The 19,856-nt window shown below is 45.2% G+C and carries 25 protein-coding genes and 1 pseudogene; 18 read left to right on the plus strand and 8 right to left on the minus strand.

Annotated features, from left to right (window positions below):
- Nucleotides 1–180: 180 nt before the first annotated feature.
- Complete coding sequence (locus ACJ2PR_RS29930) at nucleotides 181–423, minus strand: hypothetical protein (RefSeq protein WP_446879725.1); 243 nt, start codon at nucleotides 421–423, stop codon at nucleotides 181–183.
- 235 nt (nucleotides 424–658) lie between these two features.
- On the opposite strand from ACJ2PR_RS29930, the gene ACJ2PR_RS29935 reads away from it, so the two are divergent.
- Nucleotides 659–1,669, plus strand: coding sequence for a hypothetical protein (locus ACJ2PR_RS29935; protein ID WP_446879726.1), 1,011 nt, complete (start codon nucleotides 659–661; stop codon nucleotides 1,667–1,669).
- Between the two features lie 4 nt (nucleotides 1,670–1,673).
- Here ACJ2PR_RS29935 and ACJ2PR_RS29940 read toward each other — a convergent pair whose 3' ends face one another.
- On the minus strand, nucleotides 1,674–4,118 hold the full coding sequence (locus ACJ2PR_RS29940; protein WP_446879727.1) for a CHAT domain-containing protein: 2,445 nt from the start codon (nucleotides 4,116–4,118) through the stop codon (nucleotides 1,674–1,676).
- 304 nt (nucleotides 4,119–4,422) lie between these two features.
- Between ACJ2PR_RS29940 and ACJ2PR_RS29945 the strand changes: the two genes are divergently transcribed.
- Together ACJ2PR_RS29945 and ACJ2PR_RS29950 are read left to right on the plus strand one after the other, a co-directional pair.
- On the plus strand, nucleotides 4,423–4,683 hold the full coding sequence (locus ACJ2PR_RS29945) for a peptidoglycan-binding domain-containing protein (RefSeq protein ID WP_446879728.1): 261 nt from the start codon (nucleotides 4,423–4,425) through the stop codon (nucleotides 4,681–4,683).
- Nucleotides 4,684–4,814: 131 nt separating this feature from the next.
- On the plus strand, nucleotides 4,815–5,258 hold the full coding sequence (locus ACJ2PR_RS29950; protein ID WP_446879729.1) for a globin family protein: 444 nt from the start codon (nucleotides 4,815–4,817) through the stop codon (nucleotides 5,256–5,258).
- Between the two features lie 65 nt (nucleotides 5,259–5,323).
- On the opposite strand, the gene ACJ2PR_RS29955 is transcribed toward ACJ2PR_RS29950, so the two are convergent.
- The 3 genes from ACJ2PR_RS29955 to ACJ2PR_RS29965 all read right to left on the minus strand — a co-directional run bounded on the left by ACJ2PR_RS29955 (nucleotide 5,324) and on the right by ACJ2PR_RS29965 (nucleotide 7,496).
- Nucleotides 5,324–5,779, minus strand: a complete 456-nt coding sequence (locus tag ACJ2PR_RS29955; RefSeq protein ID WP_446879730.1) for a GMC oxidoreductase — start codon at nucleotides 5,777–5,779, stop codon at nucleotides 5,324–5,326.
- The gene (locus ACJ2PR_RS29960; protein ID WP_446879731.1) at nucleotides 5,736–6,965 is read right to left on the minus strand and encodes a GMC family oxidoreductase; all 1,230 of its coding nucleotides are present in this window, start codon (nucleotides 6,963–6,965) and stop codon (nucleotides 5,736–5,738) included. Before ACJ2PR_RS29960 ends, ACJ2PR_RS29955 begins: the two co-directional genes overlap by 44 nt.
- 78 nt (nucleotides 6,966–7,043) lie before the next feature.
- Nucleotides 7,044–7,496 carry a hypothetical protein gene (locus ACJ2PR_RS29965; RefSeq protein ID WP_446879732.1) on the minus strand — a complete coding sequence of 151 codons (453 nt, stop codon included), beginning with the start codon at nucleotides 7,494–7,496 and terminating at the stop codon, nucleotides 7,044–7,046.
- Between the two features lie 327 nt (nucleotides 7,497–7,823).
- Here ACJ2PR_RS29965 and ACJ2PR_RS29970 point away from each other — a divergent pair, with 327 nt between their 5' ends.
- From ACJ2PR_RS29970 to ACJ2PR_RS30005, 8 genes and pseudogenes are all read left to right on the plus strand, one after another.
- Nucleotides 7,824–8,747, plus strand: a complete 924-nt coding sequence (locus ACJ2PR_RS29970) for an NADP-dependent oxidoreductase (protein WP_446871794.1) — start codon at nucleotides 7,824–7,826, stop codon at nucleotides 8,745–8,747.
- A 152-nt stretch (nucleotides 8,748–8,899) separates the two neighbouring features.
- A complete protein-coding gene (locus ACJ2PR_RS29975; protein WP_446879733.1) occupies nucleotides 8,900–9,622 on the plus strand; it encodes a CPBP family glutamic-type intramembrane protease in 723 nt (240 codons plus the stop codon).
- A gap of 18 nt (nucleotides 9,623–9,640) precedes the next feature.
- Nucleotides 9,641–9,901: a DUF4278 domain-containing protein gene (locus tag ACJ2PR_RS29980; protein WP_446871796.1), complete on the plus strand. Its 261-nt coding sequence runs from the start codon at nucleotides 9,641–9,643 to the stop codon at nucleotides 9,899–9,901.
- Between the two features lie 297 nt (nucleotides 9,902–10,198).
- Nucleotides 10,199–11,086, plus strand: a complete 888-nt coding sequence (locus ACJ2PR_RS29985) for a dioxygenase family protein (protein ID WP_446879734.1) — start codon at nucleotides 10,199–10,201, stop codon at nucleotides 11,084–11,086.
- Nucleotides 11,070–11,546: pseudogene (locus ACJ2PR_RS29990) on the plus strand (lipocalin-like domain-containing protein). The gene ACJ2PR_RS29985 and the pseudogene ACJ2PR_RS29990 overlap by 17 nt, the downstream one beginning before the upstream one ends.
- A 64-nt stretch (nucleotides 11,547–11,610) precedes the next feature.
- The gene (locus ACJ2PR_RS29995; protein WP_446871888.1) at nucleotides 11,611–12,390 is read left to right on the plus strand and encodes an SAM-dependent methyltransferase; all 780 of its coding nucleotides are present in this window, start codon (nucleotides 11,611–11,613) and stop codon (nucleotides 12,388–12,390) included.
- A 14-nt stretch (nucleotides 12,391–12,404) separates the two neighbouring features.
- Complete coding sequence (locus tag ACJ2PR_RS30000) at nucleotides 12,405–13,145, plus strand: alternative oxidase (protein WP_446871887.1); 741 nt, start codon at nucleotides 12,405–12,407, stop codon at nucleotides 13,143–13,145.
- Nucleotides 13,146–13,159: 14 nt separating this feature from the next.
- Nucleotides 13,160–13,435, plus strand: a complete 276-nt coding sequence (locus ACJ2PR_RS30005) for a hexameric tyrosine-coordinated heme protein (RefSeq protein ID WP_446871886.1) — start codon at nucleotides 13,160–13,162, stop codon at nucleotides 13,433–13,435.
- A 6-nt stretch (nucleotides 13,436–13,441) separates the two neighbouring features.
- Here ACJ2PR_RS30005 and ACJ2PR_RS30010 read toward each other — a convergent pair whose 3' ends face one another.
- On the minus strand, nucleotides 13,442–14,134 hold the full coding sequence (locus tag ACJ2PR_RS30010) for a Crp/Fnr family transcriptional regulator (protein ID WP_446879735.1): 693 nt from the start codon (nucleotides 14,132–14,134) through the stop codon (nucleotides 13,442–13,444).
- A gap of 150 nt (nucleotides 14,135–14,284) precedes the next feature.
- Here ACJ2PR_RS30010 and ACJ2PR_RS30015 point away from each other — a divergent pair, with 150 nt between their 5' ends.
- The 6 genes from ACJ2PR_RS30015 to ACJ2PR_RS30040 all read left to right on the plus strand — a co-directional run bounded on the left by ACJ2PR_RS30015 (nucleotide 14,285) and on the right by ACJ2PR_RS30040 (nucleotide 18,195).
- Nucleotides 14,285–14,743 carry a hypothetical protein gene (locus tag ACJ2PR_RS30015; RefSeq protein WP_446871754.1) on the plus strand — a complete coding sequence of 153 codons (459 nt, stop codon included), beginning with the start codon at nucleotides 14,285–14,287 and terminating at the stop codon, nucleotides 14,741–14,743.
- A 63-nt stretch (nucleotides 14,744–14,806) separates the two neighbouring features.
- Nucleotides 14,807–15,127 carry a cupin domain-containing protein gene (locus ACJ2PR_RS30020; protein WP_446871755.1) on the plus strand — a complete coding sequence of 107 codons (321 nt, stop codon included), beginning with the start codon at nucleotides 14,807–14,809 and terminating at the stop codon, nucleotides 15,125–15,127.
- Nucleotides 15,128–15,162: 35 nt separating this feature from the next.
- Nucleotides 15,163–16,485 (plus strand): Mbeg1-like protein, encoded by a 1,323-nt coding sequence (locus ACJ2PR_RS30025; RefSeq protein ID WP_446871756.1) that lies wholly within the window; start codon nucleotides 15,163–15,165, stop codon nucleotides 16,483–16,485.
- A gap of 53 nt (nucleotides 16,486–16,538) precedes the next feature.
- Nucleotides 16,539–16,904: a hypothetical protein gene (locus ACJ2PR_RS30030; protein WP_446879736.1), complete on the plus strand. Its 366-nt coding sequence runs from the start codon at nucleotides 16,539–16,541 to the stop codon at nucleotides 16,902–16,904.
- Nucleotides 16,905–16,942: 38 nt separating this feature from the next.
- A complete protein-coding gene (locus tag ACJ2PR_RS30035; RefSeq protein WP_446879737.1) occupies nucleotides 16,943–17,728 on the plus strand; it encodes a hypothetical protein in 786 nt (261 codons plus the stop codon).
- Nucleotides 17,725–18,195, plus strand: coding sequence for a hypothetical protein (locus ACJ2PR_RS30040; RefSeq protein WP_446879738.1), 471 nt, complete (start codon nucleotides 17,725–17,727; stop codon nucleotides 18,193–18,195). Before ACJ2PR_RS30035 ends, ACJ2PR_RS30040 begins: the two co-directional genes overlap by 4 nt.
- Before the next feature lie 192 nt (nucleotides 18,196–18,387).
- Here the strand turns inward: ACJ2PR_RS30040 and ACJ2PR_RS30045 are convergent, their stop codons facing one another.
- Nucleotides 18,388–18,735, minus strand: a complete 348-nt coding sequence (locus ACJ2PR_RS30045) for an antibiotic biosynthesis monooxygenase family protein (protein WP_446879739.1) — start codon at nucleotides 18,733–18,735, stop codon at nucleotides 18,388–18,390.
- Entirely contained in the window at nucleotides 18,696–19,046 is a 351-nt protein-coding gene (locus ACJ2PR_RS30050; protein WP_446879740.1) for a cupin domain-containing protein, read from the minus strand. The genes ACJ2PR_RS30045 and ACJ2PR_RS30050 overlap by 40 nt, the downstream gene beginning before the upstream one ends.
- A 290-nt stretch (nucleotides 19,047–19,336) precedes the next feature.
- Between ACJ2PR_RS30050 and ACJ2PR_RS30055 the strand changes: the two genes are divergently transcribed.
- On the plus strand, nucleotides 19,337–19,856 hold a 520-nt coding region (locus tag ACJ2PR_RS30055), incomplete at its 3' end, for a serine/threonine protein kinase (protein ID WP_446879741.1).

A 19,856-nucleotide genomic window follows, 5' to 3' on the forward strand; every position in this document is an offset into this window, starting at 1 on the left:
ATAAGTGACAAAAAGTATTTTACAACACATTAGCATATAGCTTCCGGTAGACCCAAAAAACATTGTCCTTGCCAATAGTTCTATCTTTTTAATTCAGAATCGGGAGCAGCAGGGTGGAAAGATTAACGTTCAAGCTGCCCAGTCTTTAGAAGCCAGTGGACCTAATCCAACAACTGGATTCTATGGCGGTTTAGAGGGGCAAACGATCGGCTCTGGAAACAGTGCTGATATTGTAGTTTCTGCTCGGCAAATCGTCATTCGAGATGGAGCAGGAATTATAACTCGCTCCTTTGGCTCTGGGCAGGCGGGTGACTTGACGATCGATGCTCCTGATTCTACACAAGTTATCGGATTTTCCCCAATCTCGACCGCATTGACCAGTTTGATCGCCTCAAGCAGTACTGCTTCTGGCGCGAGTGGCAATGTAACTCTATCAACAGGACAATTGATTGCACTGAATGGAGGAAGTGTTGCATCTGTAAACTTTGGGCTTGGGCAAGGGGGAGAGGTCAGAGTAACAGCAACAAGATCCATAGAAGTCATTGGCGAATCAAGTGTGCCTGTGTCGAGTAATATTTCCGCAATCACTCTCGCGGATGGAAACGCTGGAAGTGTCATTGTCACTACTCCTAAGTTAGTGATTCGGAATGGAGGAATTGTGACTTCTGATAATTTTGCTAGGGGTCAGGGAGGGAATGTTTTGATTAATGCGATCGAGTCAATTGAGATTACTGGAAAAGGAACTCCTCTCCCTAGTCGCATCAGCGCGTCTGCCGTGAGTTTGCCTGAATCTTCACGACGAGTATTCGGAACGCCTCTAGTGCCAACTGGTGCTTCTGGAAGTGTAACGATCAATACAGGTCAACTTAGAATTAGCAATGGTGGTGTTGCTGGAGTGGAACATCCAGGAACTGGGAATGCAGGAACGTTGCGAATCAATGCTCGCTCCGTTATTTTAGAGGATCAGGGGAGTATCACTGCTGCCACCCGTTCTGGTGAGGGGGGAAACCTAGACATACAGGTTAGCGATACATTGGTGTTGCGCCGCAACAGCCAAATTACAACCTCTGCGCTCGGTAGTGGTAATGGTGGCAACATTGACATCAATACAGCTTTTGCGATCGCGGCTCCCCAAGAAAATAGTGATATTCAAGCCAATGCTGTAGCAGGACGGGGCGGCAATGTTCGCATCAATGCTCAAGGTATTTTTGGAATTGAAGCGCGATCGCAGCCCACTAATCTCAGCGACATTACCGCCAGTTCAGAATTGGGAGTTGCAGGAACGATCGCGATTCAACAACCGGACGTACAACCCGAAGAAGGCACCATCAATTTACCGAATACCTTTGCTGCTCCTCCACTTGCTCAAGGTTGCAATCCAGGAAGCAATCAAACAGCAAGCTTTGTAAATACTGGACGCGGCGGAGTACCCACCAATCCAAATGATCCGATCGTTGCTGATACACTTTGGCAAGATATCGAAGACTCTGTACAACCTGTCTCAAGCGCAACTCCACAGAGGAACAATCCTCAAAGCTCAGAACCTGAAGTCTCGATCGTAGAAGCACAAGGCTGGATCAAGAATTCTGATGGTACAGTGATATTAGTAGCGAATGCTCCCAAAGTAACACCGCATCGAACCGGAATTGGAAAACGCGATCGCTGTTAGCACATTACAACCAATTTCCAACCAAAACGAATGGTGCCCAGTGAATTGGTTGTCGATAGTTCTTATCTCGTAGAAGCGAAAGCTGTGCCCGCCTCAATGCCTCCGCTTTAGACACTTTTGCATTTGCCAACTCTCGATAAAACTGACTGATCAACCGCGCTCCTGATTGATCATCCACGCTCCACAATGAAGCAACTGTACTCCGCGCCCCTGCTTGAATCGCTACCCCTGCAATTCCCAAAGCTGCACGCGGATCGCCTTCAGCCGTTTCGCAAGCACTGAGAACTAAAAGCTCGATTTCAGCATCACTCGCCCCTTCTCTAGTTCGGAGTAATGCCTGAAGCTCATTGACTTTAATTTGTCGATCCCAAGCCAAAATAAACGTATTTTCTGCATTAGAACTAAACTGACCATGTGTTGCCAAATGCACAATCGTAAAGGGTGACGCATTAATCTGTTTTTGCAACATAGAACCCGTAAAGGCTTCATTCAACAAGACTCGACTCGGAATTTGAGTCTTGATCTCTTCTAGCTCCCATTGAACATTTGGCAATGCTGAGAACCCACTTCGAGCTTGTGATAGCCCTGCCACTAAAGCTTTTAGGTTCACTTGTTGTACCGATCGAGGATTGAGCAACTGTAAACCAGGGGTGAGCGCAACACTGTAGTTCTCGATCAAAAACTGCTTACCATCATGAAGTGCTGCCATTGGCACATTTCGTAGTCTTCCATCTAGGACAAAGGCAAGATTTGTGATCTGATTTTGCTTTAAATCTGTTGCCATCGGGCGAATCAGCCAATCATAAACTTGCTGTCCGAGTCGTCTTCCTTCTGGACTCGCAAACGGTTGTTCTAATTCTCGTCGCAATTGATCTAATGTTCTTTCTACCGTTTGTTGAGGCGCGATCGCAGTATATTGCCGCAACGATTGACCAGGCAGACTCACAATCATTTCGATGCGATCGGACAGAATAATCGGATAAATTACAGCCGTTGCGGTTTGATCAATTTTGTCGATCGCGACTGTTTGCCCCTCTAAACAAGCCGTTCGGAAAAAGTTGTCTAGTTCTGCGAGTTGAAGGGATTCAATCACCTGACGCGCCTTTTGCAGGTTGGCTTCTCCTGGCGTTTGACGCAGCAACAAATCAACTAGCTCTCGATACACAGGTTCCACACTTTCTCGAAAGGAGAACTGGAGATCAGGATTCGTGCCTACTAGATCACTACGAATGGATTGCAAGGTGTCAAAGGCAGCCGTGTAAGCTCCAATTGCCTCCTTTCGCTTTCCTTGTGCTTTGAGAATGCGTCCTAGCTGCCATTGCCATTGATAAGCCATATCTGCGGCATTCATTGCTTGAGTGATGAGTAACGCCTGTTCTGTAAGCTTCTGCGCCTCTCCCCATTGTTGATTGCGCTCGTAGATGCTGCCTAAATATCCAACCGTGTAAGCTTCTGCACGTTGATCTTCTAACTCTTTTGCGTGCTGAATACCAATTGCCAGAACTTTAGCTGCTGTGACTTCTTCACCTCCGAGCCTCATCAAGCTTTGAGCAAAGTTAATTCGAGCATAGATTTCTGATCGACTCGGAGCAAGCTGATCCAATTGGGCTGGAATGGTGCTAATCAGCGTGAGCTTTGCTGTTGCCGTAGGCAATCGTGCTTCTGCTTTCTGCCCTTGTTCTGCTAGTAATCTAAGTTGATTGAGTTGGGCTTGCGTCTTGATTAGCGTGCTCGATCGCTCAGCAGCCTGTTGATAAAACTTGAGTGCGGCTGGTCGGTCTTGTTTGGCTCTCGCTACGTTGCCTAAGCTCATCAGTGTTGCGCTGATCTCCTCATTGCCTGATGTTGCTAAACTCTGCTGCAAAACCCGTTCAGCATTTTGGGTATCTCCCAGTAACAACAAAACATTTCCTAGACTTCTCAAGCCTGTTGCTTTGAGTGCAGAATTAGATTGCGTTTGCAGGGTTTTTTCTACTTGAGTTAGGGTTTGCCGCGATCGTAGAAAGAATCCAAGCGATTGTTGGGCTTGAGCTTGATTGATTAAGCTACCAATTTGTTTATTTTCATCTTTAAGTTGAGCATAGAGCTTGGCTGAACGCTCCCAATGTTCTAATGCCTGCTCTACTTGACCCTGAGCAAATTTCAGATTTCCTTGAGTGTTCAGAACTTGTGCAAGAATGCGATCGCGCTCAGGTGTGCGCTTTGGGTTGCTTTGTAAGAGATCTAGACTTTGTGCGATCGCATTCGCTGCTTCAGTCCAACGCCCCATTTTTTGATATGCTACGCACATATAGCTTAGACTTAAGGCTTGGTTCAAAGCTTCATTTCGCTGCTGATAAGCGCTCACTGCCTTCTGCCAAGCTACCAGTGCTTGAGTAAATTGCTCAGATTGATAGAAGCTCTGCCCCTGTCGCATCAACTGTTCAGCATCTCCTTGCATTGTAGCCATAAGAACAGTTCGATCCAGAGCTACCGTATCCGAAATTGCTCTTGCTGGATTGAGACCTAGCAAAACTATCAGCATCATGCTAGTGAACATCCATCCCAGAAAAGTCAGGCTTTTCAGCAGTTTCATGTGCATCAATCACACTCCAAGGAATAATTTTTCCGGTCTGTGCTCTGCTCGCCTTGATTGTACCAGGTAAGTTGTTCTGTAAAAGCGTTAACTTGCCTGTTATCAACTCAGAAGATCTTGCAAAGTAAGGGTATTCCTTCTCAAGGAACTCCGAAATTAAACCTATTAGGATCACATCATGCAAGCACAAAATCAAACGAAAACAGTAACGCTCCCTTTGCTGCAACATGGAGATAACGGAAGTGCCGTTGAATTGCTCGAAAGACTGTTGCTTTCATTTGGGTATCTACCGATTTCAGTGGATGGAGTATTCACACAGCAAACGGAAAACTACGTCAGAGAATTTCAGCAGTCTCATTCTCTAACACAAGATGGAATTGTGGGGCAGCAAACTTGGCAAACAATGATGAACCAAATTCCAATGATTAAAACAAAATAGGAGCAACGCTCTTTGAAATTGAGTGGTGTGATTTTACGATCGCACCACTTTTTCATCTTTCATGAGATAGCTCATAGATAGATTAATCCGAATTTGGCAAACTACAGATAGCCAATAAAAGGAGCTTCCACATGTCTTTGAATGTTGAATTGTTAGAATCCAGTTTTTCGCAAATTAAAGAACGGGAAATAGCCTTCACGGCTCATTTCTACCAGCATTTGTTTGCGGACTATCCAGAAGTTCAATCACTTTTTGCCAACACTCACATGGAAGAACAAGCCAGCAAACTTTTCAAATCGATCGCTCTAGTTGTCAACAGTTTGCGAAACCCTGACGGATTCACGAAGTCCGTTAAGGGGTTAGGAACCCGTCATCTTCAGTATGGTGTATTGCCTGAACATTACCCGATGGTTGGTAGTACATTGTTAAAAGTGTTTGCAATTTGCTTGGGAGATCGGTGGACACCCGAAGTCGAGCAGGCGTGGAGTGAAGCTTATGCAGCAGTCGCTCAACTCATGTTAGATGGTGCAGAATGCCCAACTGAGGCTTTGGCTCTTCCGGCTCAGAAAAGATAGCGATCGCTATAAAATCCCCCTTCTCAGTTCGGAAGAGGGATCTAAGCTGCTTTCAAGATTTGATCTCAAGAAACCTTTGCCCGCTCACGCGATCGAGAGACTTGTTTCAGGATTAGATCAGCAGCCTTTTCCCCAATCATAATAGTAGGAGCCATTGTATGACAGCGTGGTATGGTTGGCATCACTGAAGCATCGACGACCCGCAAGCTTTCGATTCCATGAACTCGCAAAGTTGAATCGACAACGGCTAGGGGATCAGTTCCCATCCGGCAAGTTCCAACTGGATGCCACCAGCCATCTGCCTCCGATCGTACATAGTCTTCAATCTCACGATCGGACTCAAGAATGCGATCGGGGAAAATCGATTTGCTCCGGTAGGGTTCCATCGGATTCGCAGCAAAAATCTCTTGTGCCTTCCGAACTCCTGCGATCATCACGCTCAAATCATGCCCTTCTGGATCAGAGAAGTACTTTGGATCAATGATTGGGTGATCGAGCGGATTGAGAGATCGTAGCCGCATTGCTTGCTCCAACGCTTCTAGGTGCAATCAGAGTCGGTCCAATTGTCATTCCATGTTCAGTAGGCTGGATCAATCCATAGTTAGAAAACATCACGGGTGCAAACTGTAGCTCTAAGTCGGGCGCAATCAGATCGGGCTGAGTTCGCAAGAAAGCGGCTGCTTCAAGAACGCTAGAAGATAGCATTCCACGCCGCAATAGAAAATATTTGATCAATTCGGGTAACGAGTTTGCATTCAATAGCGACACTGGTTTTTTGCTTCCTACTACCACCGCAACTGCAACATGATCGCGTAAGTTCTGCCCAACTCCTGGTAAATCTACCACAACATCCAAGCCCAACTCTCGTAAGTGTGAGGCGGCTCCAATTCCAGACAGCATTAACAACTGAGCAGATCCGATCGCCCCTCCCGAAAGAATCACTTCACGAGTTGCTGTTGCTGTCGTTCGATTACCATTGTGCAAATACTCCATTCCGATCGCACGTCGATCGCGAATCACGACGCGAGTACACTGCGCTCCTGTCAACACTTGAAGATTAGAACGCCGCATAGCTGGACGCAAAAACGCATCTGCTGTACTCCAACGCCGCCCTTGATGTTGAGTCACCTGCACCCAACCCACTCCTTCTAATTGCTGACCATTGAGATCAGAATTGTAGGGAAGTCCAATGGCTTGTGCAGCTTGAATAAAAATCTGACTGAGCAGATTGCGATCGCGTAAATCTTCAACATACAGCAGTCCCTGATCGCCATGAAGCTCATTGCTGCCGCGACTGTTGCATTCAGAGTAACGGAAGTAGGGCAATACATCTTGCCAACTCCATCCAGGATTTCCAAGTTTCTCCCAAGCATCATAGTCAACAGGAACACCCCGCAGATACATCATGGCATTAATTGAGGTCGAGCCACCTAAAGTCCGACCCTTTGCCCAGTAGCTCTTTCGACCTTTTAGCTCACTATGAGAGACTGCACTATAGTTCCAATCGTATTCAGTCTTGAATAGTTTGCTGAAGGCGGCTGGAATGTGAATTTCGGGTTTGCGATCGGGTAAGCCTGCTTCTAGAAGTAACACCCGATAATTTGGATTAGCACTGAGGCGATGAGCAAGGACACAACCCGCAGCCCCTGCTCCAGCAATAATGAAATCATAAACCTGTTGCTCTGAAGACGAATCAACTGCACTCATAATAAAAACCTCAAGAAGAATGCACTAGAAAGTAGGATGGACAATACCACCCTACTGAAGAATGTGATTGCTCAAAAACTAGATAGCTTCAGCCTCAAGCTTTTGTCCGCGAGGAGTCAGTTCATTGAGCTTGCGGCGTACTGGAAGATCAGCAACGCGATCGTTTGCTGGATTACCATCATTTTCAAAACCGTACGCGACGCGAAAACGAGCGATCGCTTGAGCCGTTTGCGGTCCATATAGCGGTGCTTGCGGACGTAAGGGCGGGTTTGCCTTCATCACGACATCCAGTTCATAATGAAGAATGTTCATTGCCTGCTCTGCTTTTCGTTTGGTCACGATACCCGCAATCTCATCCGCAGCAATTTTGAAGTACCGTTGAAATGCTTGAACAGCTTGAACAGTCTCCGCATCGCTCAATGGGCTATCGTCGTAGGTCAATGGAAAAGTGGGTTCATTGACACCAGATAGTCTAAATCCTAACCCATTGAGTAGATTACGAAACTCAGCATTGCTATAGTTATAAGCCATGATTTACTCCTGTCGTTTGCATTTGAGATTTTTTGCCTTCAATCTCAGGACTCTTTCAGTCTGCGATGCTTTCAACAACTCAACCAGCTTAGTTAGCTAAGTAAACGAGCAACTTAAGAAATGCGGTGATTTGCTTGAATGTTCGCTGAATCAGGTTGCGAAACTCAGTGCGATTTTAATCAAATTGAAGTCTCGATCGCTGAAACAGTTACTACAACAGTATGATAAACATCCAGCTTAAGTTGAAATCTCAAAGCGCTATCTTGCCTGTTCTCTGTGCTTGCCAATCGCCATACTGGAGCTATCGAATCCAAGAGAAAGGACATCATGAAAGCAATTCGGATTCATACCTATGGTAGCGCGAATGTATTGACCTATGAAGAAGTTCCTTCCCCAGTTCCAAACGCAGGCGAAGTGTTGATTCGGGTTCATGCAGCAGCACTGAATCTCATTGATTGCAAAATTCGAGCAGGCTACCTGCGAAACTGGTGGGACTATGCGCTGCCAATGATTCCGGGTTGGGATGTGTCTGGAGTGATTGAGCAAATTGGCGAGGATGTCTCTCAGTGGCAAATTGGGGATATTGTTTACGCATTGCTGGATTTTACCCGCGATGGAGCTTATGCAGATTATGTGATTGCAGATGCTTCTCAGATTGCGACAAAACCAGCGTCTATCAGTCATATCCAAGCGGCTGCTATTCCATTAGTTGGATTGACCACCTGGCAGGCTTTAGAGGTTGCAAATCTATCCGCAGGGCAAACGATTTTGATTCATGGTGCAGCGGGTGGGGTTGGAACATTCGCAGTGCAGCTTGCCAAACTGAGAGGCGCAAAGGTGATTGGAACGGCTTCAAGTCGCGATCGCGATTTTCTACACGAATTAGGAGCCGACGAGGTGATTGATTACCAGAATACTCAGTTCGAGGTTGTCATTCAAGATGTTGACGTTGTGCTGGACACACAGGGCGGCAAGGTTCAGGAGCGATCGTGGCAGACCTTGAAATCGGGTGGCATTCTCGTTTCGATCGTCAGTCAACCTATTGAACAATCTGCTGATGGTAAACGGGGAACTGTCGTTTGGGTGAAGCCGGACGTACATCAACTCCAGGAGATTGCCGAGTTGATTGATGCAGGAAAAATTAAACCGATCATTGAAGCCGTGTTGCCTCTGTCTGAAGCGCGTCAAGCTCACGATCGAATTCAAACCAGTCACCGACGCGGCAAAATTGTTCTACACGTTGCAGATTAACTATCATGACAAGCTCCTCTCTTCTACGGGCGCGACGAGGATTATTGATTTTTTTCGCAATTCTAATCCCAATGTCGGCTGCATTGCAAACTGTGATCATTGTAGATAAGCCATCTATCATTGTCGCAATGCTCCTAACCTGAACACCTGCATTGGCTTCAATCATTGCTCGTTTGGTGCTGCGCGAAGGTTTTAGTGATGTATCTTTTAGCTTTAGTCAACGACGTGAACGATGGGCGATTCTGTTTGCATTCTTGTTTCCAATCAGTGTTGGATTAGTAACTTACGGCATTGCTTGGATCATCGGATTAGCTCATTTTGTTGCTCCCACTCAAGGTTTAGAAACATTGGTTGATCGTTTTGCGCTTTCTCCGATCGCAATTTTCATTCTTAGACTGATTCTCGCGTCAACGCTTTTTACGATTCCGCTGATTATCACGTCGGCGGGTGAAGAGATTGGCTGGCGAGGCTATATGCTAACCCGATTGATTGAGGCTAAAGTTCCATATCCGATCTTCATGAGTGGCTTGATCTGGAGTGGTTGGCACATTCCACTAATTTTAGGAGCGGGATATGCGTCTAGTGCGCTTCCGATAGTATCTACGGCTCTCTTTGTTGTAGGTGTAACCTCAGTATCATTTGTGTTTGCTTATCTGCGACTAACCACGGGCAGTATTTGGTCATCTATCTTGCTTCATTCGGTTTGGAATGCAACGATTCAACTTGCATTTGATCCAGCAACAACGGGAAGTAATGCCAAATTATGGCTTGGAGAATCTGGGATCTTAGTCACTATCGCATTGTTCATCGCAGGTTTAGTCTGTCGGTCTCGGCTTCGACGAACTGAAGCTAGTTCAATTCTGAATTCCATTTAATATCGAGAGGAAAGATTCATGCAACTTTGTTATCGCGGTATTCGCTATCAATCTAATTTCGCACGAGTGCTAACAATTCCAGGTAACGTTATTGGCAGATATCGAGGGGCAGTACTGCGATCGCAGATTCCGCTCATGTCTACAATCTCTCAGCGAGCGGTTGTGCTGAGATACCGAGGAGTAACATACGAGGCAATGATCAATTGTGCGATTCCTTCAGAGCAAGCAAATTCTTCAGTCGCAATGCACACCAGAACTACAAGGACAGTAAGTAATTAAAGGGCATCTCATCATGGACACTTTCACTACTCAAAAAACTCAAGCTCAGATACCGTTTTGGGACACATCACCGCGCTCTACCAAACGCGAAAGGTTAATAGGGATCTGGATTAAAGTCGATGGCAAATTAACTTGGAAATGGACGATGGTTGAAGATTAAACGAAACGCCCAAAATACGGCTGATTCAACTGGTACAAGATCTTAGTTAAGTTAGCTTCTCACAGGCTTAACTGATCTGGCAATTCAAGAAAGCATTTTGCAGAATAGAAACAGCTTCTACAAAGGAGAGCAGAAAGATGAAAAACATTACGATCGAGACAATCACCCAAGCCGTCATTGAACATGGCGATCGCGGCAAAACTCATCCGCGTCTGTACGAGATTTATGCAAGTTTGGTTCAACACCTGCACGATTTTGTGCGAGAAACAAATTTGACTGAAGTAGAATTGCAGCATGGGCGCGATTTTCTCAATCAGGCAAGTCATCACACTCAAGAGATCCCTACAGGCGAGATTCACATGCTGACCGACTTGCTAGGCATTTCAGAACTGGTAGAACTGCTGCATAGTAGTGATGTTGGAACTGAAGCGAATTTGGAAGGGCCATTATATGTTCCGAATGCTCCAGAGCGTGATTTCGGAGATCAAATTGGCATCGATCCAGAAGGTAAAATCCTGTGCTTATCTGGCAGAGTTCTGAATCCGAACGGTAGAGCAATCTCGAATGCGTTAGTAGATGTGTGGCAACCCAACTCAAAAGGACTCTACGACATTCAAGACCCATCTCAGCCTCAATGGAACTTTCGAGGACAATTCAAGACCAATTCGGAAGGTAAGTATCAGTTTGAAACTGTAATTCCAATTGGATATCATGTTCCGTCGAGTGGTCCTTGTGGCGAAGTATTGGAGCTTTTGGGGCGGCACACTTGGCGAGCAGCGCACATTCACTTTAAGTTAAGCGCACCCAACTACAGTCCGCTCACCACTCAAATCTACATTGCGGGCGATCCTCATCTAGATTCTGATACAACGTTTGCTGTCCGAACTGCCATCATTCAACCTCAACAGCACGAGCAACCTGGCGACCAAGCATTCTATACAAGCGAGTTTGATTTTATTCTGAATCCGATTATGCTGACGGAAGATCACGAATTCACGATTCAAAGTCATGTCCTCTCAGCATAATCCGCTCATTGGTGTTTGGAAGTTAGTTTCTGCAAGTGCAATTCATTCTGACGGTACGATCGATACTGAAATCTATGGCTCGAAACCCACAGGCTACATCACCTATACAGCAGAAGGGCGAGTGATGGTGATATTTTCTAGAAGCGTGCAGCGAAGCTGATCCGTCCCGGATCGCTTACCCTTCAGTAAACCCGTGCAATCTCCGCTCAGTGATGAGATGTGTTCTATTCCAATCGAGGAACTTGCTCAAGCATTCACAACCTTCAATGCTTATGCCGGGACTTACACCACGGATGGCAACACAGTCACCCATCACCTTGAGATTGCATCGATTCCGAACCGAATCGGGACAGCTTTAATTCGCACCTTCACGATCGCTGGAAATCAAATCACGCTCAGAACGCCAAGAAATGGCTCTCAGACCGCTTTTGAATTGATTTGGGAGCGCATTATGAGCTAGCTCAAAGACAAATCCGCACCACTCCGCCACAGTGTAGTTATCGCTTATTTTCGAGGACACAATCATGTTTTTAACCGCAATCAATCTTGAAACGGCTCCAGGACACGAAGTACTAGCAGCGGCTGGCAAAACAGTGCTACGCCCAGGAGGACGATCGGCAACTGAGCAACTTTTTGAATGGGCAAATTTTCAACCCGGTGAAACAGTACTAGAACTAGCTTCTGGTTTAGGGACAAGCGCAATCGCGTTAGCAAAACAGCACCATGTGAACGTGATTGGAATTGAGAAAGATGCTGTTCGAGTCGCGATCGCACGACGACAGGTTCAACTCGCTGGATTGACTGCTCAAATTCAAATCATTCAAGGCGATATCTTTCGACTCAACGCGATTACTGAACAGTTTGATTACGTCTTGGCAGAAGCGATCCTAACCATGCAATCGCCTGCGGGGAAAGCTAAAATCTTGCAGGGAGTCGCCGATCGTCTCAAACCAGGTGGTAAGTTTCTGAGCCATGAACTCCTTGCCCATCGCAATGTTGAACAAGCTCATCGTGATTTAGCACAAGCAATTCGCGCCAATGCAACACCACTCGCAAAATCAGGGTGGACAGATGCGATTAACCAAGTTGGGCTTGCGATCGTTCATGCCAAAGTTGGAAAAATGCGATTGCTAAAACCTGTTCAAGTTCTTCAAGATGAGGGATTTGTCAGAACAGCAAAGCTAATCTGGAATGTGTTGACACAGAAAAAAATTCGCGATCGCATTGTGAGAATGCGTCAGGTGTTTGATCAGCATTACCACGATCTAGGATATGTCGCGATTTGTGCAGTTCGAGAACAATGACGGAGGTTTGAATCGTGAAAGCTCTAATTCGATTTGTGGTCAGTATTCTCGTATTTGTGACGGATGTTTTGTATCGAAGCCGTCCCTATCAACGGTTCTACGTTCTAGAAACCATTGCCCGTGTTCCTTATTTTGCCTATCTATCTGTCCTGCATCTCTATGAAACGCTAGGTTTCTGGCGAAAAGCAGATTGGCTGAAAGTTCACTTTTCTGAAACCTGGAACGAATTGCATCATCTTTTGATTATGGAATCGCTAGAAGGCGATCGCTACTGGATCGATCGATTTCTAGCACAGCACTTAGCAATGGTTTATTACTGGATTGTTGTCCCACTTTATATGCTATTGCCCAAGTCTGCCTACTACATGATGGAATTGATCGAGCAACATGCTTACGAAACGTATAACCACTATCTAGAGGTCAATGAAGAAGACCTAAAAGCAACACCCGCGCCTCAAGTTGCCGTTAACTACTACCGAGATGGCGACCTCTATATGTTTGAGGAAATGCAAATTACCCAAACTGAGTTTCGCCGTCCTAAAGTAGATAATCTCTATGATGTGTTTATCAACATTCGAGATGATGAACATGAGCACGTCAAAACAATGATTTTTTGTCAGCAACTTGAAGCACAACGAACATTTAAGAGTCCGCATACTGCGATTAACGCCGAGCAAAATTCAGAAGGAATCGCACTTACAGATGTCAGACCAGAAAACCTGCCCGCTTTTGCAACTGAAACAAAACATTCATAACAAGGAGATTGATCATGACGAACGCAACCTTAACTTCCAATCTATCTGCACCTGAATTAACCTTGATTCCAAACAATTCACTCATGACAGCCACTCCTGAAGAAGGGCGAAAGTTAGCGGTTATGATGGCACGCTTGATTGTTAAGCTGACTCAGCCTGATGAAGAGAAACGCAAGCAAATGCGGACTGCTTATGGAGACGATCCCATGATGCTGATTGCGGCGGGTCATGTTGTCGCGATCGAGTTCGCAACAATTGCAGCAGCCAACAACTATTGGCGAGAATCCTGAAGCCAATTAATCTTCTGTTAGCCCTGCTGAAATCGCCTCTAACTCCTCTGAATCCAAAATCGTGATTTGTCCCCCATGCTTGTACTCAATCACAGATTTCAAGCTTCCAATCAATCGAACGCACTCTTCATACGAAATACCAATTGTCCGAGCAATATGGTAGTGAGATAGCGTCACATTGAGGCGATTTCCAGCAGAGCTAGGTTTTGTTCCGTAGTGTGCAGCCGTAGATTGAATCAAGTGAGCTAACCTTACGATTGCACGTTCTGATACTAATCCATGAATGGTTTGATGTAACTGATTCAGCCGTTGGGTTAGCGTTACTAAAATCCGAATTGCGACTTCAGGATTTTGCTGAATAGTCATCAACAAAGCTGCTTTTTCAATTAGCAGAACTTCGCAATTCGTCTCCGCCAAAATCGTTGCTGGAGAGACTCCATCGCCAAATAAAGCAGGAGCAGCAAAGATATCTCCAGCCATCAAGATTCTGAGTAGAGTTTCTCTTCCGTTAGTCGATGTTTTCTTAACTTGAAGTTTTCCATTGATTAGAGCATGAAGCTTTGTTGGTAAGCGATCGCCTTCATGCAGCACGATTTCACCTTTCAAATAGCGATGAACTTGCGATTGATGCTGTAAGGTCTGCAATTCCTCTAATGTAAGCTGTTCAAAAAGCGCAACTTTCGTCAAGTGTTCGATCATTGTTTTACCTTAGATTGTCTAATTTTATTGTCTAATTTTATTGTCTGATTTTGCTGAACCTGAGCTACCTCAAAGACTAACACTTGAACTTGAACTAATTTGATAGTAAAGCAACTCCAGTATTTCAGAATCTCATGATGGAGAAACAACATGAACTCAAAGTTAAAAACTCTAGCTCAACTCTATTTAGAAGGTCATCCTGCTGAAATCTCTGCTGAAACTCAGTCCGAATTATCTGATTGGCTAATGGAAGAATTTCAGCAATTGCCTCTAAAACTTCTATTCTCGAACGATCGACGTTATCAATCTGCTGAAGAAGCTTTTGCTGACATTGAGCAAGACCAACTTTGGGTGAGTACTGAGGCTTATGATACCTCAATTTACACAAATCCGTTTTATGGAGCGGTTCTTGCGGCTGTGCATGACTATGAGCATTATTGTTCTAAAAGCGATTGGAGCTTTGAAGGTGAAATCTCAGCGTATCGAGCGATCGCGAACCGCGCCCCAAGTCTAGAAATCCAAAAGATTCTTTATGCTCAAATCGTCCTCAGAGCCGCAACGCATCTCTATTTAGGACATTTACCAGACCCTAAGATTGTTTTTCCTTAAGTTAATCCATGTCTTCCTGTCCATGCTGCTGCAATCAACTATGTCACATTTGGAGAACAAGCAATGACCTCAATCTCTCAACAATCAGGTTCAGTTGTTGTCAATCTTTTAGAAAAAATTGACTATAGCAAGTCTGGTGTTTCTCGCCAAGTGATCACCAAGGATGCTCATCTCACTTCTGCGCTAGTTTGCATAACTGCTGGAACTACTATCCCTGAGCATTCAGCCTCTCGAACAGTTTGTCTCACAGTTCTAGACGGGCGAGGAGTATTAACATTGATGGGGCAAGAGTTTGTATTAGAAATAGGTGTGTTTGTGAAAATGCTGCCTGATCAACCCCATTCTCTAACTGCGATCGAGAACCTATCATTTCTCCACACTTAGAAGCCTGCATCCTACTGATATTACAGGAATGAATCATGACTAATCATCCAACCTACGAAATTCTCGCGAAGGAAATTGTCTACATCATTGACAATCCCAACTTTGCTCAACCTGTGAGCGAGTTTCTCAACGCAACAGGATACAAATTAGATCACTCTCTCAATGATCCTAGTACTGGATTCCAAGCTTTTGGTTTTACTAGCGTATCCAATAATTCACCTGTTCTAGTCTTTCGAGGAACCAACGAAGCACTTGATGATGTTGCGAACAGCGACTCAAACGGAATTGGATTCGGTCAGTTTGTTGCAAATCGAGATGCGATCGCAGTTTGGCTCACCCGCACAGCACAAACGACTCAGAAAAAACCGGACATCATTGGACATAGTTTAGGAGGTGCGATCGCTCAAGTTACTGCAACCGAACTGATTGATCTAATTGGTGAGGTGGTCACGTTTAGTTCCCCTGGAACCAGTCGCGCGATCGCAGATCAGTTTCTTCAGAAGGGTGGTGAAAATAAAGCGGTTACACACTACATTGTCGATGGTGATGTTGTGAGTTTGGCAGGAGAAGCATTTATTGCTGGAACAGCGATGCTACTATCTTTCACGAACCCAGAGATCAATCCGCTCTACAATTTGGACAAGCATCAGAAAATTGGACGACTGTTAAGTACTTCACCCCCTGGATTCACTCAAACTGAAATTTCAGTCAGAACTCTGAGTCATCCTGCATTTACCTATTTCAACTCCGACTATCTGGAGTTTCTAGTAGCTTACTCTGCCATTAATCCTAGTGTTGCAGAATCGCTGACTTCCAGAGGTAAAGTTGAAGCGCTCAGAAAATCTGGGTTTTCGTTCCAGAAATTCATAATAGACGTATTGGAACGACTCGCTTTAGACCAAGATAATTGGTTAGTTGGTGATGCTCAAAACAACACTGCGAATGGTGCAGCCGGAAATGATACTCTAATCGGTAAAGGTGGCAATGATCAACTTAACGGCGGAGCAGGAAAAGACAAGCTGATTGGTGTTGATCTAAGTGACGATTGTCCAGGATTTCAAGAGCTAGATACTTTAACAGGCGGAGATGCTGCGGATGTGTTTATGTTGGGGAACAAGAAGCATACTTTCTACGCCAGTGGCAACCAGAAAGCATTAGACTATGCGCTGATCACAGATTTTGAAGCTGGAGACCTCATTGAACTTCCTGGGAAGCCAACCGATTATGAGTTGAAGCAAGCTCCTCACGGCTTGCCTGAAGGCATTGCAATTTATCTCAAGGCTCAAGATGAACTGATTGGAATTGTGCAAGGCAAAACCGATTTAGTTCTCGATCGGCAGTCTTTCTGTTTTGTTTAGTCAATCAATCAGTTGTAACTCTGTTTGACACTGCACTTTTTGGAGAAAAAGAAATGAAAGCGATCGCTTCAAAACAACTGCGGGTAGCTCTGCCCATCATAAGCATTGTTGGAGTATTCCTAATTTTTAAGACTTTACTCCCGATCATGCTTCCCGCTGCTGCCTCTTCCCCAGAGGCTATCAAACAACATCATGCAGAAGTAAATCGCCGTTGCTTACAAGTGAGCGGCTTACAAAACCCTCGCGCACTCGGATCAATCATTACCTTTGGCGATGAAATTGGGTATGACGCTTTAATTGTGCGAGGGAACTATCCTCAACCTCACATGAACAATCAAGTCGGACAATCACTCTGCTTATTTAGTCGTAGAACTCGTCAGGCATACGCCAGCGATGCGAGTAGCTTGAGTGGTTCATAAGCTTCTGTATTTCTCAACATTCTCAAAGGACACGAATCATGAAATCGATCGTCAATTCAACAAAGCTGTTAATGCCAGTTAGTTTAGTAATCTCAACTGTTGGCTTAACAGCCATCTTTCAACGCCCGATCGCGGCTCAATTCAATCCACAAATCGTTCCTCGGGTTGACATGATCAATGGGCAACAAAATGACTCTCCGCCCTCCTATCGGCTCACAGTGAGTCGCCCGCAAGACATTGTATTTATAACTTGTCCAGAGCGCTATGTGCCCAAACTGACTTATCTCCGCAATGTTGAAGCAATTCAATGCCAGCCAACAACATCTGGAATATTGCCAGGGACACCCGGTCAATCAGTTCAGCAAATTGTTCAATGGGCGAGTACTCACCGCTTTCTTCCCCCGCTTCAACCTGTGCGAAAACTAGATCAGGGCTATCCCGACTATCGCAGTGTGATTAATTTAGGTCAAAGACCCAATCTATCTGCTTCATACATTTCATTTGAGATTTTTGCTGATTCAAACGAAATTGTGACAGATCAAACGATCGCTTATGTTGATCACAGCCATCTCCGCCGCCCACTTGCCTTTACCCAGAAAAATGCCGAAGGGTTGCAACTAATTCAGCAGGTTTATAGTGAGGCAGTCAAAGATGATTTTGTACGATCGCGCTACATCAAAACGATCAATACAGGTGAAGCAGGAACTCCTCAAGTGAGAGTCTATCGTGGAGAACGCTTTGTGTATCAAGTCTGGAAGGATCGCTCTGTAGCTCAATTGACAGTTTCTCGACTAGAAGACTTTAACAGAATCACTCAGCGATGATTATTCCGATTTCAGCTTTGTTATTTTGGAGTGCGATCGCAGTCACTCAAGCATGGTTAGTCTATCATCGCTGCGATCGTACTAGCTATCTCTGGGTTGGACTGAGTATTGTGGGTTTGTTCGTTGCGACTACTGGCTCGGTCATAATTGGGATTCTAGCTATTTTTGTGTTTCGATTGGATATATTACAGAATAACCAGCAGGCTGCGATCGCCTCGCTCCTCTTCGTCGCTTCTTTTGGCTTAATCATGATTCTATCCCAATGGCGCATACTACAAGGACGAGTCAACTCAGCCATTTTTCAGGCTGGTTTCAATGTCGTTTTTGGAACCTCAATATGGTTATTTTTGGTTTCAAAAATAGAAGTGCAGCAAGAAATCACACTAGGAATGCTCTCATTCATTCTCCTGTCAGTTCTTCTAGGGATAGGAATCGGAGGAGTGATTCACAAAATCTTGAACTGGTAGCTTAGTCGCAACACCCACAGCTTATTCATCCTCTATCTTGGCATTCATAGTTGTAATGAATTCACTGAGCGATCGGCGCAATCGTTTTGCTTACGATTAGCGCAAAGCGCAACTCCGCAGGAACCGCAAATCGTACCATACATCAGACTAATTCTGAGAAGGCTTGAACTCTTCAAGGCAAACGGCAAGATCCTAGACGTTCGTACATTCCTCAATCACTCGCTTAACTTGAAAGGGTTCGACGGTCAGAGTCTTAGCACTATAGTGGTTAATCACCTCGTTGAGCGCCACCTGAACTTCATTTCGACCAGATGCTTCAAATGAGTTCTGCCAAGCCTCTTTTGAGTGCCATTGCGCGTAATTGACAACCCGCTTTCCATCCTCACTGGCATGGAAACTGGCAGAAATGAACCCAGCATAATTTTTGAAGTGCTGTTCAACTTGATCAGCGATCGCATCAATAAATGCCTGTTGCTGTGATGGAGTGACTTCAAATTCAATCAGGACTGTGAAGAATTGATTTTCGTTGATCGTTGGCATTTTATTTCTCCATCAATACAATTGCTAAACTCAACTTTCAAATTCACTTCAAATTCTGCCCCATCAATTTCTGCAATGCCTTGACCTGACAAGATGTAGATCCATTCTTCCTCTCGATCGTGCGAATGATAGACAAACGATTCTTTTCCCGGTGGAACTTTGACGAAGTTTACTCCTGCCCGTTTTAGCCCAACGGTTCGCCCCATCTGTGTGCCGAATAGTTCAGAGTTGGGATTCCAGGGATGCGAGAACGGTTGCAAGGTCGCTGCAATTTGTTCGGCTCGTAAAATTAAAGGATGCTGGCTGGTCATATCGGTTCCCTCAGGGTTGCGAAAAGCGCTAATCGCGCTCTACAGTATATTCACTAAGCTTAGCGCTGTTGCTGTCAGTGATGTCTACTCACGGAGGAGCAACGATACACTGCATGATGACTCGCTCCGATATCGGTAATCCAGCTTCCGATTCTTTCCGCTGAATCTGCTGAAACCCAGAAGTCATTGGGAAGCCCTTAAAAAATCCACCAAGAAGCTTAATTTTTTGGAGTTTGGCAAGCGATATACTTTGGAAGACGGATGACAGTCCTTCGTTGGGGGAGCATTTCATGATTACCCTGCCTGGAGTCACGATCCACAGCAAAATCTATGAGAGCCTGGCAACTCTTGTGTATCGAGGCATTAGAGAGCGGGAGAATTGTGCGGTTGTTGCCAAAGTTCTCAAGCAGAATTATCCCTCTCTTCAGGAATTAACTCGCTATCGGCAGGAATATGAAATTACCCGTTCCCTCAACCTTGAAGGGGTCGTTAAGACATACAGCCAGCAAGACTACCAGCGCACGCTGGTGATTCTCTTGGAGGACTTTGGTGGAGAGTCTTTAGAATCCTGGATGCGGCAGCAATCAGACTTCTACCCGATGCCTTTGTCGATTTTTTTGGATGTCGCGATCGCCCTGACTGATACTCTGGGCAAACTCCATGCAGCTCACGTCATTCATAAGGACATCAATCCTGGCAACATTGTCTTTAATCCGCATACTGGCGTGGTCAAGCTCATTGATTTTGGCATTGCCACTCGCTTCAGCCGCACGAATCCCACCTTCAAAAATCTGCATCTGCTGGAAGGAA

The organism is Phormidesmis sp. 146-33 (genome assembly GCF_052939515.1).